The following is a 16,688-nucleotide window of genomic DNA, read 5'->3' as shown; positions in this document are numbered from 1 at the left end:
AAAACAATTAACCCAACATTTCGCACAAAAATTTTATTGGGACTTTTCAAAAGCCTCTTAAAACATTTCTATTTTTACCGCTCGATATGTTTTAATATACACTGGACTGAAAAAATCAGTCCAGTATAACAAGAAATTCATATTCCCCTTTCACCTAATTATTTGATATATTGCATCAACAAAATAGATACGTAACCTATTAACCCTAATTTAGAACTATTCAAGCTAAAAATTACAGAATAAATTTATATCAGCAGCAAATAACTTGAATATACCATGCAACATAAACAACAACACACCATTCGAGATACCATCAGCTTTAAAGGTATTGGTATACATACAGGCATCCATGTTCATGGTACGCTTTTGCCTATGCCTGTGGATTCTGGCATACAATTTCAGCGTATGGACCTCCCTAATACGCCTATTATAGAAGCATTAGTAGGTAATGTAATAGCTACAGAAAGGGGAACCGTACTGGCAAAAGAAGGAGTAAAAGTTGCCACGGTAGAGCATCTACTGGCTGCCATCGTTGCATGGCAAATTGATAACATTTGCATTCAGTTAGATGGACCAGAAGTCCCTGATTTAGATGGCAGTGCATTGGCTTTTTTTGATCTCTTATTGCAAGGTGGATTGCTGGAACAAGAGGCACCACGAAAGTTCTTTCAGCTCAAGGAAAAATTTGTTTATGATGACCATGAAACGGGCAGTCGTTTTGAAGTCTATCCTGCTACAAATTATCGTTTACATTGTACCCTTGCGTACGAGAGATGGCCATTAGAAAATCAATATGCTACCCTAGATAACTTAGGCAATTTTAAACAAGAAATAGCCCCTGCACGTACCTTCTGCTACTTAGATGAAATAGAAGCAATGTATCAGAATGGATTGGTACAGGGCGCAAATCCCAATCATGTTGTCATATTTTCTGATCTTTCCTGTAACAAAGAACTTTTGCAAAAAGTAGAAAGCTTATCTGGTAAAAAGATTTGTACACTAGTGGAACCGAGTAATCCCATATCTCCTAAATTACGTTATGTAAATGAACCCGCTCGCCATAAGTTGCTAGACCTTATTGGAGATGTAAGTTTGCTAGGCAGGCCATTACAGGGACAAATTTTTGCTCATAAACCTGGCCATGGTCCAAATACACGTTTTGCGGCTGCTTTAAGAAAATTCCTTATACGACAAGAAGCCAAAGGGGCTCCCATTTGTGACCTATCTGCTGCTCCCCTATTTGATATACAGCAGATCACTAAAATGCTACCTCATCGTTACCCATTTCAATTGGTAGATAAGGTGATGCATTTGGATGATCGTAGTATTATTGGTTTAAAAAATGTAACCATCAATGAACCTTTTTTTCAAGGACATTTTCCTGGTACACCTATTATGCCTGGCGTATTACAGGTAGAAGCCTTAGCTCAAGTTGGAGGTATATTGGTATTGCATAAAGTTGCAGATCCAGAAAACTACTTGACTTATTTTCTTTCAATAGATAGCTGTAAATTTCGTCGTATGGTTGTACCGGGAGATAGTCTCATTTTACATTGTCAGCTACTCACAGATATAAAATTTAGTATTACGGACAAGCAGTCCATTGGTATCGCCCAGGTAAAGGGACGTGTGTTTGTAGGAGAAAATCTAGCCTGTGAAGCAGTCTTGTTAGCCCAAATTGTTAAACAAAATGGAATATAGATTATCCGATATTCATGCTGATGCTATACTTGGAAAGAATGTTACAGTAGAAAGTTTTGTAACCATCCAACCAGACGTTATCATAGATGATAATACGTGGATAGGCTCCCATGTAACCATTATGTCAGGTAGTCGTATTGGTAAAAATTGCCAGATTTTTCCCAATGCTGTTATTGGAGCTGCTACACAAGATAAGAAGAAAGCATGCCAACAAACCTACGTAGAAATAGGTGATAATACGGTTATACGTGAGTTTGTTACACTAAATAGAGGAACTGTGGGTAATACGACTATAGGTTCTCATGTATTATTGATGGCTTATGTACATGTTGCCCATGATTGTATTATTGAGGATCATGTAGTTGTCGCCAATGCAACACAACTTGCTGGCCATGTAGTACTTCAACACCATGCTGTAATAGGTGGGATGGCTGCCATTCATCAGTTCATTCATGTAGGAGCTTATAGCATGGTTGGCTCTAAAAGCATCGTTCGTAAGGATATTCCTCCTTTTACTAAGGTAGCACATGAACCATTGCGATATTGTGGTATTAATTTTATCGGATTACAACGTCACGGTTTTAATCAAGAACAGTGTGATGCCATACGTGACAGTTATCGTTATATCTATCAAAGTAAAATGCCTTTGGCATCAGCGCTAGAAATGATAGATAAGCAAATTGAAAATTCACAAGAAAAAAATGTTATTATAGACTTTATACGTAATAGTAATGCCGGAATTGTAAAAAAAACCGATAGGAATGCACAATTTCTGTAAAAAATCTAACATTTCGCAAAAAAAATGGTTTCTGTTTTTCTAAAAAATCAGTCCAGTATATGATTCATTTTTATTTGTGTTAGTTTGCGTTTGGTATCTAATGAGAAGTCTCCTTGAATCATCCAGTGGTAATAGGCAGGCTCCATTTTTAGAACATCTGCTACTAATTTTCCCTTATGTTTTCCAAAGTTAAAAATTGGCAATTGTTGCTCATTATAAATTATTTTCCCTGAAAAATCTAGTATGTTGGGGGTTGTAATATGGTGTAATGTTTTAATGTCATTTTTAATCACACCCAAAGAATTCCCTAATGGATCTATGACAGATTGGGTCTCATATTTTTTTATCTGTTCTATAAGGACTTCTAAAGTAGCTTGTGTATCTCCCATAGCACTATGTGCATTTTCTAATTCTTTTTGACAATAAAACAGATAGGCTGCCTTGAGCGTTCTTTTTTCCATTAAATGGAAAATCCTTTGAACATCTACAATTTTCCTATGTCCTATTTTAAAATCTAGCTCTGCACGCAAAAAACTTTCTACCAATATAGGCACATCAAAACGAAGTAGGTTAAAACCAGCTAAATCAGCCCCCTGTAAAAAGGAAAGCAATTCCTTAGCTATTTGTTTAAAGATTGGTTTATCTTCCAGATCTTGAGCATAAATACCATGGACCATACTAGCCTCTATAGGAATCTCTCTTTCCGGATTAATTTTTTTCTCAAACGTTAAACGTTCTCCATTGGGCATTAGCTTAATTATTGCGATTTCTATGATACGATCATGGATTATATTTGTACCCGTTGCTTCTATATCTAAAATAGCTAGTGGATTGGTTAATTTTAAAAACATAATACTATTAAAAATAAGGTCGTGTGTTATTAGTGTTTGTAGTGCACAATATTATGTACCGGGATAACTAAACAATGAACTTAACACATTAAAATATATAAAAAGGACATTTCCAGCAAGGAATTCCGAATGCAATATTATTGAATTAGTAGTTTATTATTTTTTAATGTTCAAAATTTTCTCACAAATATGCTGCATTTCAGACAACCAAACAGAAACATTATTACTTTTACCCCATGGAATATAGAAAGTTATAGTTTCTTTCGCTATCCGCTTTTGATCTTCTGGTTTTTTAAAATGTATTGTTCTCAAATTATGGAGTCTATCAGCTAGTTTAGCATAAATAACACGTATGTCTTTGCACTCGTAGAGTATGTTTTTATTCTCTTTATCATCTAACTTCCAACGATACCCATTCGTTTTATAATGGGTTACCATATCTACAATATAGGCTATTTGATTGCCATACATTATTTGTATTTGACTAAGCGTTACAGGAGTGTCTTCTACAATATCATGCAACAAACCGGCTAAAATGGTTTCTGGGTCTTTAGTAACGTCTAAAAGAATTTTAGCTACTGCCATAAGATGTGTGTAGTAGGGTTCTCCAGATTTTCGTTTTATTAGCCCATGCGCATTTTTAATAAAAGCAATTGTTTTTTCTACTGTTTCTTTGGATAATGTGGTTTCTGCAGTAAGTAACGTTATTAATTCCTTCTCCTGTATTAAACTTTCTGGAGTTTCTGCTATTTCACTAGCTAAAGTAGCTGGATCGTAAGTTTTAAAATGCATTACCTGTTCGCCCGATACGGGTAATATATAAAGGCAAGTTAGATCATTTTTGGTTTCTATTATCTCTACATAACCACCATGAGCCTGCACAATTTGTCTACTTTCTGCCTGGTAAAGTTGCGCTTCTGTTTTAGGTAAAAAAACAGATGTTACTTCATTGGTAATATCATATAAGGGAGATATATTTGGTAGATTAGAATCTGTACTGATACAAAAAGCTAGTGCAGTTAAGGTAAGTGTATCATTTTCTGATGAATCATTGGTTTCTACATAATTATAACGCAAAGAAGTATCTGCAATAGTTAGAATAACTACATGCTCTATTGCCTGTTCACTTGTGCTGATCCCTAAAAAATTTATAGTTAATAACCGTTCAAAAAGATCAGGATCTACATTTAATATTGTAGTTTTTGTTTTGTTACGTAACAATAACTGCATAGATTCATCTAGATTACAAGTATCATTATGTGCCTTAAATATAATTGGTTTTATAGCTATAGCTTGTATTGCTTTTTTTCTCAATTTTAAGCTACGTTCTTCTTTTGCTCTCTGGAGCAGTAGGTTACTGAACTCGCTTAGTTTTCTCATAAATAGGTTTACACTTTCTCCCAGCTTTTCTTGATTATTGGCATACAAATACTGATAAGGCTCTTCGAGCATTTTGCCTATTTCTCGTAATATGTCACTGCCATGGGTAGGATCTAACCTATGCCAGTTTACTTGATTATAAATGGCTTCTAAAGATATTCTACGTTCGTAGGATCGTGCTAATTCTATAATTCTCAGTTTGACATCCATTCTTTCGCGGATGTATTTATATACGCCAAATCCAGTTATACTTATTCCACTGAGTACGCCAGCAATTATAAATTCTAAATTAATTTCCCATTTTAAAGTGTTCCATAGACTCTCCCAAGGTAGCACAGGTGGTATAAACTTATGAAGTACTATGGATAAGACAAGTGTAGCTATACTCACTTTTAGAGAAAAGAATACCATGCTCGCTGCTAGATGGCAAATAAGCAATGCACATGCCATAGGAACAAAGTTCCCTAATTTTGCGAATTGTATACTAGAAACAAAAAGTAATATAACTAACAGTACAGGCCATACAAAGTAGATATAGCTAGGCTTGCGATTGTATATATCAAAAGAGGGATAGGCTATTAAAATGGTTCCAATAGCCATTACAGCTATGTACCAATAGATATAACCATTAAAATAATCTTTTTGTATGAAACAGAGCGCTAACAATGTATTCAATATAAAGTACATTCCCCATAGTATAAAAGATCTTTCCTTTTTAGGAAAAAGGCTTTCACGATATTGCCTAGTGAATAACGTTTTAAAGTTGTACATCTGTTTTGTCCACCAGTATTTAGTTTCTTGGTTTTGTAATTCAACAGCACTACGGTCTTTAATACCCACCCAACCAGTATTAGGTAGTTTAGGTAAAAAATAGTGATATATAAACAAGATAATCATACTCAAAATAAGTGACTCAAAAACATTACGTTGTGATATATCTTGAGCTTTATAACTAATACGGTAGAGCGTTATAGCTGAACTCGTCAACATGGTTAATAAAACAGCTGCTGAACGGGGTCTAAAACCAAAACAAGACATAATGAGTGGTACGGTAACAGCAGGGCCATAAAGGTGAACCGTTTTGTTCATCAACTGAGAAATATTGGTAGTCTGTAGTACTACAAACAGACTGATAAATCCTATAAATACAGAAGCAATACGAACCGTTCTTAATGAGGGTGTATAATTTGCATCTCTAATTTTACCCGTTAACACAGGTAATACATCATTTGCAAATAAAATAGAAGCAGCGTGTAAATTAGAGTCAGCTGTAGACATAAGTAAAGCAATAATAGCTGTTATCAATACACCCCGCATTCCAGGAAAGTAAGATAGTTCAATTATATAATCTAGAACATTCTGATTTGTGCTTACTTTATGCCCTCCTAGGTGTAAAGCCAAAGCAACACTAAAAAAGACAAATACCAACACAGCTCTAACGATAGCACCATTTCTATAAACTTTTCTTGCTTGATAAACAGAAGAAGACATGTAAAAACGCTGAATACGAGCAGGGTCAAGTGGAAATATAGAGCGCCAAAGAAGAAAAGTTAGGGAGCATTTTAAAGCTTCATCCCACACGAGCATTTTTTTTATATTAAATTCTGGTATTTCCTGAATACTACGCCAATTTTCTAAGGGATTTTTTGCATAGTATAAAAATGCACAAATCAATATTGGGCAACAAATACCAAAGAAGAAAAATTGATAAACATCTGTGAAAGCTACTGCTCTAGCACCTCCGAACGTAGAATACAAGATGACCAGTCCTGCTAAAAACATAGCTGAATATATCGGAAATTTTTCTATTTCAGGATATAAAATAGTTGATATCCGAAGTCCTACTTTAAACTGAGATGCTATCAATGCTGTTGTAAGCATAATTCCAAAAATGGCTGAAAACATTCTAACTGTTAAGCCATATATACTTCCCATGGATTCAGCTACAGAGAAATGGCCCGTAAATTCTTTCATTCGAACGATTACAAATCTAGTAGCTAAATAGAAATTTATTGCACTGGCTAAATATCTGATAAATGCGTAAAAGCCTTCACGATAAAGGGCATCTAGTCTATAATTTAAAATGATTCCTCCATAAGTAGTAGCGATCAGGGATACAGTAAGCACAAAAGAAGACATTTTTTTTCTTCCTATAGCATAATCTCGAAATGTTGTTACGCCCCTACCACAATAAAACCCAATTACAAGTGTTACTATCAGGAATATACTAACAATCATTAAATCTGTATTCATAATAGTCTTTTTTTTCTTTAAAAAACATATACTTCGAAGTAGACAAAGTCAGACAAAAATTGCTAACGAAAATTTACTCCATATCTATTAATTGTATGTATTTATGATACAATATATAATTTTTACAAAAAATGTACTTGTTTTTTTGTAAAAAACCTATCTTTAGGTATTATGTAAGAATAAAGTAAATAGTTTATAATTTTGCAAGAAAAATTCAATAAAAATGTAATTGTATAAATACATATTTTAAAAAGCATAGAATATGATGCTATTTGATTTTCAAAAACTATAACACGAAGATTTTGTTTTACTTTTATTTAAATACGATATTGTTTATAATATGTATGAAGCAATACACTAAGCAAAAGCAACGATAATATTGTCATTTTAAACTATACTATTTCTATAATATCTATGAATGTATTCATTATAAGTCATAAAAAAATTAAAATAATATTTTTTTATCTTATTTTTTATTTATTTCCTGGGTGTTCAAGAATGCCTATTGAATCTATTACATGTAAAAATTTTACACCAACGGTATCTATATCTGACTGTAGTCTACTAGGAAGTATTGGTTATATGGAAGGGAAGAAAAAGTCTTTTTTACTACAATGTCAAGGACATATTTCTAATAAACCATATCAAACACATGGGTACGTAGCCATTGTAGGTCTTTGTAATCCTTCTAAAAATTCAACCTCAATATTAACGCAATCTATGGAATGCAAAAATCAAATTGGGCATATAGTATGGCAAGAAAATGGAGATTTTGTAGTCTGGAACAAGGAAAATAGTATTGAAAATGAAAAAATTATTATTGATTTAGATGAAACAGCATATAAGAAGTTATGCGCCAATAGTTACGATATATATATGGCATATGCCCAGGATGATGCTACTTATCTTTGTCACTCAGTTACTCCTGTCAAATTTGATATTCAGAGCAATACTTTTCCTGACTATACAGCGTATAAATTAGAAGCACTGTCTTATGGTACGCAACAAGTTAGCTGTGGTACGGACTGGTTATTAAAAGGTAGCATAACTCCCAATTCTTTTCCAAAGCATGCCAAAATGGGGTTCATTTTAGTCAACGAAAAAAGCAACGCTTCTCCCTATGATATGGTGCATAAAGTTCTAGCTTCTGGAGAAGCGTGGCCTACAACACCCACACTATTTAGTGATTGCATAATTGTTCCAGGCAATTTAAGAGCAGTTGATCATATTATAGAAGGTCACTTACTCAGTGAACAATTACCAATAAAAAAAGGCAAGTTTAAAATATTTTGTTACCTCATGTATGATTGCTACTACTATATTAGCCAAATGGAATACGTGTATACTGATGCTAACACGAATACTGCTCATACAGCGTGCCCTCCTCCTGAAATAACATTTACGGGAGAAACATATCATTTAGCACTATCGGATTTGATTATCTATCTCAAATTAGTATCAGCGTCTCCTCCAGTAGTAAATCTTTCTGACTTTAAAATTCAATGTTTCGTAAACAACGAAACAACCAGTTTGCCTACTGATGTAGAAGTATGTTTGCTTTTTTTACAAAAAGGATCTATTTGGAGAACAAATAAAATTGAAAATCTATATAAGGGCCTTGTTCACACATGTTCCAATATGTCCGATGATGCTTCGTTATGTCTTGTAGCCAATGGTTGTAAGCAATTAACACCAGTTTGTAGTAACTTTTTTCGTAAAAATTTTGATTATGAATGTTTTATTTGTCTTTTTTCCAAAAAAGACAAAAGACTTATTTTTTATACAGAAAGACAAGAAGCAAATATCAAAATAGAAGAAGTGAAAGTTGAAAAACCAATACCCATATTAGAAGAAAAGACCGTACCAACATCTGTACAGAAGCCAATAGATATAAAAATAGGCATAAAGACACCAGGACAGCTTTATATAGAAAAAAATCAAGATGGTACGCTGCAAAAACTAATTTTCACCTGTCCAGAAGTTTCAGTATTTAATAGTAGTGGAGTAAATTGTGAAGGGTTTATAATGGCTCAAAATGAACCATTATCAAACATTGATAGGAATAAACAACTAATTTCTAAATTCCTTAAAAATAATAATGACTCAATACATGAAGAGGAATATTTGGTATTTAAAAAATCAGCATCTGATTCTATAAGCACATATATTAAAGATCTGTATCCTAAAACTACATGGATGCAAAAAAATCAAAATCAATTGTCAATTATTTACTGGATTCAGTATGCTGATGGGAACATTGTATTCAGTGAACACAATCCACTATCCGTGGAAGAAACATTATCAGCTCCTGAAAATAAAGGATGGTTCAATTGGTGGTAGAAAAAGAATAGTTTGGATTGATTCTGTGTAAGGTATAGTGAGTGGTAGCCTGAAACACTAAATCACTTGCTTCACGCGTACCTAAAAGCATTGGTTCGTTTTTTGATTGGCGGGGGAATAGCTCAATATTGGTTTAACCACCACTGTAGTTTTTACTATACAAGAAAGATTGTAATATAATAGTTGCACTAGTTTTATCTATATTCATCTTATCTTTTCTATCTTTTTTACTGAAACCAGCTTGATATAGTCCTTGTGCTGCCAGTTTAGAACTAAATCGTTCATCTTGATAATAAAGATTTTGGTTAAAGAATTTTTTGCTTATTTCTTTGCTTATATCTTCAACTACACTACTCATTTCAGATGAACTCCCATTTAACTTCATGGGCATACCAATAACAAAAGCAACAACCCTTTCTTTCTGTATATACTCTTGCAAAAAAATGAATAGTCGATTGCTGTGTATAGTAATTAAAGGCGTTGCAATAATCTGCATAGGATCTGTTACAGCAATCCCAACACGCTTGAGACCATAATCTATGGCAAGAATTCGTCCCTTTTCTATTGCCATATATTCATTTATACTTATATACTTATACTATAGTAAAATTACTCTTTTGTGCAACATGCTAGTTACCTGTACATGTGGACATTATCATCCAAAAATTTAAGTATACATGCTTAGCTAATATAAATCTAGTAAAAAATGGTTTTAATAAAGTCAAAAAACAAAACTATTTATGTAAAAGTTGTAAAAAGTAATGTATAGACAGAAAGGTCTTTGGCTCCTTAAAAACAACCTAAAATTATGACATTTGTCATTTGAAAATGACCTAAAGAAACGGAATTTTTCGATAATTTTTTATATGTTAGTGCCATAGGGGGCTATAGTTTACAATAATTTATTTTCCCTTATTTTTAATTTCTTACTTAAGAAGCTAATTCAGGGGACTTTCGCAACAGATCTATTAACTATGCTACAAAATTTTCATTATGACTTTATATACTTTTTAGGTATTGGAGGTATTGGTATGAGTGCTTTAGCACGATTACTGCATGCACAACATTACAAAGTTTTTGGGTATGATAGGACAGACTCTTCTTTAATCATGCAACTTAGAAAAGAGGGGATACCAGTATCTTGTGAAGATTCGACGGAAAATATTCCAAAAATTATTTGTAAAAATAATACGAAAACATTAGTTATTTATACACCAGCTATCCCTTCTAATAGTCCGATATTAAATTATTTTAAAGTTGGTGGTTATAAGATACAATCACGTGCAGAAATATTAGGAGAAATTTCTAAACTATTTTCAAGTATAGCAGTAGCTGGTACACATGGCAAAACAACTACCACAGCCATGGTTGCCCACATATTACATAGTAGTCAATGGCCCATGCTTGCTTTTGTAGGTGGTATTGTTGACCTATACGAAACAAATTTAATACACAATTGCCCATTGGATCAAGTTAAGTTGATTGTAGCAGAAGCGGATGAGTTTAATAGATCGTTTCTACATCTTTCACCAACGCATAGCGTTATTACATCTGTAGATCCAGATCACCCAGAAACTTATCACAATCTGCAACTTATGCAGGAAAGTTTTGTACAATTTATACAACAAATAAAACAAACTTTGGTTATTCAACATGATGCTGCAATAAAATTACAAATTTCCCATGCTTGTAATATTCCATATCTTACTTATGGATTAAGTAAAGGGGATATTTCAGCAAGGAACCTATATCTTGAAACGCATCAAAGTACATTCGATTATATAGGTTATGACGAAAAAATTTCCAATATCACATTACCTATACCTGGCTTATATAATATAGAAAATGCATTAGCTGCAATTACTATTTGTCTTAAAGTAGGGATTTCTCCTACCCAGATTCAATCATCTATAGCATCCTTTCCAGGCATAAAAAGGCGGTTTGCTTATCTTTTTAAGAGTAAAAAATATATACTTATAGATGATTATGCCCATCACCCTGTAGAAGTTGCTGCATTGCTAACTTCTATAAAAAAAATCTATCCCAATAGGCTTATTACTGCTATTTTTCAGCCACATCTCTTTTCACGTACACAGCGTTTTTATAAAGAATTTGCTGCCAGTTTAAGTATTGCAGATGAGGTTTTTTTGTTGCCTATTTATCCAGCAAGGGAAGCCCCAATTCCTCATGTAACATCAAAACTTATTCTGGATAAGCTTACATGTAATAAGAAAGCGTTAGTAACTATACACGAATTACTTTCTAATTCAGAATTATTTTTCACTAATAACCAATGTATTATAGTGTCTATTGGTGCGGGGGATATAGGAGAGGCTGTTCTAAGTATAGTAGAAATATTAAAAAAAATGGTGGTAGTTTAATATGTCAAGACGAAAAAGGAGTAATCCGATCTGATGCTATGCAAAGTAAGTTCGGGATATGGCTATCAACCAAATAAATCCTGAACGAACGTTATTTTAGTGCATTAACAATAGTTATCATATTGGCTCTAATCATGCCACAATAAGTTCCTTCTGGGGTATTAGGTGCTCCTAGTGCATCCGAATAAAGATATCCTCCTATTGCTACTTCTCTTTTATAACCGGCACAACCTTCCAATACAGCACGCATGGATTTATCTGAAACAGAAGTTTCAAAAAAAACTGCTTTGATATTTCTTTCTATAATAAGTTGTATAACGCGTTGGATATCTTTTAATCCACATTCGGATGCAGTAGAAATGCCTTGTAATCCAACCACTTCAATGTTATATGCTCTCCCAAAGTAGCCAAATGCATCATGTGCCGTAATTAATACACGTTGTTTTTCTGGAATAGACTGAATTTTACTTGTAATTTCCTGATTCAGGAGCTCCAATTTATCTAAATATGCAACCGTATTGTCTTTATAATAGGCAGCTGATTCCGGTTTTTCTTCTTGTAGTTTCTGACTTATAAAGCCAACTACTTGCTTCCAGAGGTTTACGTCAAACCAAATGTGAGGGTCTATATCTATAAGAGAAACATCTTCATATATTAACTGTTTTTTGTCTAATGCATCACTAGCGGCATATACTTTTTTTGTCTGAGACAATTTTTCTAGCAAATCACTCATCTTTCCTTCTAGGTAGAGTCCATTATAAACGATGATATCCGCATTCATAAGCTTTTGAACATCATTTTGAGTGGTTTGATAGATATGGGGATCTATGCCAGGCCCCATAAGACTAACTACATTTGCATCTTCTTTTACAATATTTTTAATTGCATCTGCTAGAATCCCTGTAGTAGTTAAAATAGTAAATTTAGTATTAGGCCGAGTTGTTCCAAAAGAAGACAATATTAGATAAAAAGCAACTACCCAGGTGCCTTTTTTATATTTTGAATATATCATTGATTGTTAAATAAAAATATTTATATCCATCTTAACACATAAGTACATATGCTGCCACGCTATGTCTAAACATTTATTCTTCTGGTTGTTCTATAAGAGGTTTTTTAGTTCTATTATCCTCACTTGCTTCATTTATCATATTGTCAATTTCAGTTTCATCATAGTCACTATCATCACAAAATATTTTTTTTATATTATCAGGATCTAAACCATCTGCAATTCTGTTACTAATCTTTCGTCTCTTTCTTTCCTTATTTTTCTGATCAAACTCTTTTTTTGCTTCCTCTTTTCCTTCTTTTTTCCAAAGTTCCTGTTTTTGAATTTCAGTAACATTTTGATTTGCAATCTGGATAAGATCACGTCGATATTCATCCATCTGTTCTTCAGTATAATTACAGCTCTTTAATTGATCTATTGCTTTTTCTATATATATATCATGACCACTTACTTTTTCAGAATCTTCTTCTGTCTGAACATCACCTCTTAAAAATGCACACCACCTCTCTTCATTATTCTGCAGATTGTCAATTCTTTTGTCAAATTTAGGTATCTCTATAAACACCCAAGATAAATCTTCAAGATCATGTTCACAAGTCTCTTTATCTAAGATAAGATGTTCTCGTCTATAGGCTTTTTTATGTTTTATTTTCCCAATTGTTGTTAAGATCTCTACGTTGGATTAGCACAGAACATTCATCGATATTGCGATGGCTAGGATCTGGATCGTTTTTATTGTTGTCATTAAATCTAATATTTAAGCTTATACATACGATCTTTTTATATGTATTAATATACTGACCATAATAATCTCTATTTAGTATTTGTTTTAATCCCATACAAGCATCTTTATTTAATTTTAACTCAAGTATATAAATGGTATGATTGGATTTATCCTTTATGACAATATCCGTTTGACCTATGTTTGATCCCATTTCTGCTGAAATTTCTACATTTTCATCACCTAAAAACACGCCATTTAAAAAACTATAGAGTAATGCATGAAAACTCTTTTCAGATTTTTCTGTTAGTTCATAACTGGCTTGAGCGTAACAATTACTTCTAAATATAGAAAAAAGTCGTTTCCAATCTTCTTCTTTAAAAGCTGATTGCACATTCAAACTTTCTGCTATGCCATATGTTCTTTCTTGATTAGTAAGGTATTTTTCAAAATGCTCATATAAAGCTTGCTTTACTTCTTGATTAGGAAAGTCTAAAGTATATTTTTGATTTTCAACATCATACGACTTTATTGTCAAATAGCCCGTTTGATACATTAATGGAATAATATCTAGTTTTTTAAGATCTTTGGTAGAAAGCAGATCACTCTCTGTTTGTAATAAACTTTCTTTAATGTTTTTTACTGAAAATCTTTCTATATTAGCTTCTATTTGATCTGTTAATATCGTAGTATCTGCAGTGTCTTTCCAATAACCTTTTATCTCTCCAAACTCAAAACAAGAGAGTACAGAAGAAGGGTTATACATGGGTTCACCATAAGGATGGAACTTATAACCATTGTAATATGCTTGCATACGATCCATAACGTAACCATTATTAGATGAAGCATTAGTCTTTTTGTAACAATTTTCAATCCTATTTTTTATAAATGGATATCTTGTAAAGACTGCTTCAATATGTTTTTTTGTATACCCAACAACACCTGCATATTGTGTATGAAGAGATACATTTCCTGGATGAAATATATTAGCACCGGAACCTAATTCACTAAGACTAAATTTATATACCCCTGTTAAAAGTATTAATTGACAAGAACCGGAACAGCTTTTTACTACAGATAAAAAATCTTCAAGAATATCTTTGTTTTTTTTGTATAAAGTCTCTGCATCAGTAATAACTTGAGGCTTTGATTTACTATCTTCTTTAATTTTATATTCTTGATACAGCTTATCAAGATGAGACTTAAGCTTTGCTATGGAACTATCATATTCATCTATTAAGACAATGACTTTAGGTTCGTAGTCATGCTTTAGCTCTACCAGAGCATTAATAAGTCTTATATATTTGGTTTGGAATGAATCTCCCTCTATTTTTTTATTATAATGTGCAGCAACATCGTCTAGCCTATCTATAAGCGATTTTTCTAATTTCTCTGGTGTCTTGTTATCTAGTTCTGAAAAATCCAACCTAATGACTGGATATTTTGGCCATTTTCCACCTAGCGGAACATATTTTTGAGGTATTTCATTTGGATCATCTGGATTTAATTTGATTGCACCGGTCTCTATAAAACAATCTGAAAACAAATATCTATATTCCTCTCCTTGTGCAATTTTATCTATCGTGTCTATCAGTAAAGTTTTACCAAATCTACGTGGACGTACCAAGAACACAGGACCATTTCTTTTTATTAAACGCCAAACATATTCTGTTTTATCTGCGTAATATCCTGAATGAATTACATCTCTAATATCAGATTGACAAATAGGTAAAACGCCTGTGTAGGCTAATTTTTGTCTTTTAGCATCATGTCCTATTTCTAGATTGTCTTCTAATTTTTCCACATCCATAGCATATTTATTAGCCTTACATGAAAATAAAGATAGTATAAGATACAGTAATACCGTATCAATACTTGTGTTTTTTTGACAAAACATTTTTTTAAAGATTAATTCTTATTTCTCGATATGTCTTAATGAGCTATGTAGGCAATAATAGAGAAGACTACATGAATGATACCTGTAACAGGTGTATCATACTCCCATGAAGACAGATCAGGTTATAAATTTTTAGTTACTTCACAAAGGTACAAAGATATTTACAGATTTCTAATGTGCCTCATTTATACAATCAACAAATAATATTCATCAGGACTTTCTCACAATAGGCAGTAATACTTAGTACTTCAAGATACGTTTATGTTTAATAATTTTGATAATCAATTAAAAATAAATATTCAAGAGTTTTGTCACTTGGCTTATACACAACGTTTAACTAAAAATGCGAAAGTCCTGTTTATATATCGTATTTAAATTTATAATGAATAGCATCTAGTTTGCTATTATAATTTATTGTCCTAGGAACACCATGTTTATCTATATATCTATAGGAATGATCAGGATTTGATTTTAGAAACTTCACTACATCCAATAATTTTTCATTATGAATAATCTCCTGAACTTTACAGTTCTCTAGATCCATATCATGTGTAGTAAAATCAAAATCAGGATTATCTTCTTCATAAAAGGTCAAATCTCCAGATATAAATCCTGTTTTCTCTAGTACACGTATAGAGGCTTTATTATCTGGCAAGCAAGATGTCACTATCCTGGTTAAAGAACGATCTCCAAAACAACGAAATTGTTTTATCAATTTGTTGTCTTTTTCTGGATTTAATCCTATTCCTTCTCCAATACGTTTAACTTCTGGAGCCCAACGAGTAACTATGGCATCTACCATACTTGTAGCAAGTCCCTTACAACGGAATTGATCATTTATCGAATATCCAAGATGAGTTTCTCCAGTTAAAGTGTCAAATAGACTATTTTCTGCATGACCCACAGAGAGATATTCTTGTTCATTTTGCATTAGGGTTAATCTATATAATCCATGTGGTTTTTCCATTGGAAAATAGGAATCTCCAAGTTGGGAAATAGTTTTATGTAGATTTTCATGGGTTATATTAGTTACATCTGCATCAGATGTGCTATTTTTAAGCACACATTTTGTCATAAATTCATACATAGTAGGATCACTACTAGATACATTATTCAATCTCCATTGCAACCCTTGTGATGTCTTTCCTTGTAAGGAAGTTTCTAATATTCCACCATCAGATAATGTCTGTTTAAAAATAGAAGACTGTATTCCTTGATGTCGATAAGTTGTTTGGCAGCCTATCATCCCTATTATACTTAATAATATGTATATGGTTGATATAGAAAAGTTTCGTATGTGTTGGTTACTATGCATAATTTTTTTTGTATGTCTTAAACAGAAGATAGAGTAAACTTATGCCAATAAAAAACAAGCAT

The 16,688-nt window shown here is 32.6% G+C and carries 11 protein-coding genes; 4 read left to right on the top strand and 7 right to left on the bottom strand.

The genetic code is table 11. The features are described from left to right. Positions 1–276: 276 nt before the first annotated feature. A complete protein-coding gene (locus tag CCPUN_RS00345) occupies positions 277–1,701 on the top strand; it encodes a bifunctional UDP-3-O-[3-hydroxymyristoyl] N-acetylglucosamine deacetylase/3-hydroxyacyl-ACP dehydratase (RefSeq protein WP_133281604.1) in 1,425 nt (474 codons plus the stop codon). Then, complete coding sequence (gene lpxA, locus CCPUN_RS00340; RefSeq protein ID WP_133281603.1) at positions 1,691–2,479, top strand: acyl-ACP--UDP-N-acetylglucosamine O-acyltransferase; 789 nt, start codon at positions 1,691–1,693, stop codon at positions 2,477–2,479. The genes CCPUN_RS00345 and lpxA overlap by 11 nt, the downstream gene beginning before the upstream one ends. A 47-nt stretch (positions 2,480–2,526) precedes the next feature. Here the strand turns inward: lpxA and CCPUN_RS00335 are convergent, their stop codons facing one another. Together CCPUN_RS00335 and CCPUN_RS00330 are read right to left on the bottom strand one after the other, a co-directional pair. Beyond that, the gene (locus CCPUN_RS00335) at positions 2,527–3,330 is read right to left on the bottom strand and encodes a 3'-5' exonuclease (RefSeq protein ID WP_133281602.1); all 804 of its coding nucleotides are present in this window, start codon (positions 3,328–3,330) and stop codon (positions 2,527–2,529) included. Positions 3,331–3,486: 156 nt separating this feature from the next. After that, positions 3,487–6,963, bottom strand: coding sequence for a sodium:solute symporter family protein (locus CCPUN_RS00330; RefSeq protein WP_133281601.1), 3,477 nt, complete (start codon positions 6,961–6,963; stop codon positions 3,487–3,489). 498 nt (positions 6,964–7,461) lie between these two features. Between CCPUN_RS00330 and CCPUN_RS00325 the strand changes: the two genes are divergently transcribed. Next, the gene (locus tag CCPUN_RS00325; protein ID WP_133281600.1) at positions 7,462–9,303 is read left to right on the top strand and encodes a hypothetical protein; all 1,842 of its coding nucleotides are present in this window, start codon (positions 7,462–7,464) and stop codon (positions 9,301–9,303) included. Between the two features lie 133 nt (positions 9,304–9,436). On the opposite strand, the gene ruvX is transcribed toward CCPUN_RS00325, so the two are convergent. Further along, positions 9,437–9,874, bottom strand: a complete 438-nt coding sequence (gene ruvX, locus CCPUN_RS00320; protein ID WP_133281599.1) for a Holliday junction resolvase RuvX — start codon at positions 9,872–9,874, stop codon at positions 9,437–9,439. 403 nt (positions 9,875–10,277) lie between these two features. Here ruvX and murC point away from each other — a divergent pair, with 403 nt between their 5' ends. Next, a complete protein-coding gene (gene murC, locus CCPUN_RS00315) occupies positions 10,278–11,684 on the top strand; it encodes a UDP-N-acetylmuramate--L-alanine ligase (protein ID WP_133281598.1) in 1,407 nt (468 codons plus the stop codon). 91 nt (positions 11,685–11,775) lie between these two features. Here murC and CCPUN_RS00310 read toward each other — a convergent pair whose 3' ends face one another. From CCPUN_RS00310 to CCPUN_RS00295, 4 genes are all read right to left on the bottom strand, one after another. Beyond that, positions 11,776–12,696 (bottom strand): metal ABC transporter solute-binding protein, Zn/Mn family, encoded by a 921-nt coding sequence (locus tag CCPUN_RS00310; protein ID WP_133281597.1) that lies wholly within the window; start codon positions 12,694–12,696, stop codon positions 11,776–11,778. A gap of 73 nt (positions 12,697–12,769) precedes the next feature. Next, complete coding sequence (locus tag CCPUN_RS00305) at positions 12,770–13,306, bottom strand: Rpn family recombination-promoting nuclease/putative transposase (protein WP_240034331.1); 537 nt, start codon at positions 13,304–13,306, stop codon at positions 12,770–12,772. Between the two features lie 25 nt (positions 13,307–13,331). Beyond that, a complete protein-coding gene (locus CCPUN_RS00300) occupies positions 13,332–15,311 on the bottom strand; it encodes an AAA family ATPase (RefSeq protein WP_133281595.1) in 1,980 nt (659 codons plus the stop codon). Between the two features lie 358 nt (positions 15,312–15,669). Next, a complete protein-coding gene (locus CCPUN_RS00295) occupies positions 15,670–16,557 on the bottom strand; it encodes a GNAT family N-acetyltransferase (protein ID WP_165941868.1) in 888 nt (295 codons plus the stop codon). Positions 16,558–16,688: the final 131 nt, after the last annotated feature.

Origin of the sequence: Cardinium endosymbiont of Culicoides punctatus, from assembly GCF_004354815.1 — a bacterium.
In the GTDB taxonomy this organism is placed as follows: domain Bacteria; phylum Bacteroidota; class Bacteroidia; order Cytophagales; family Amoebophilaceae; genus Cardinium.
This window is presented reverse-complemented; position numbering and strand designations above follow the sequence as displayed.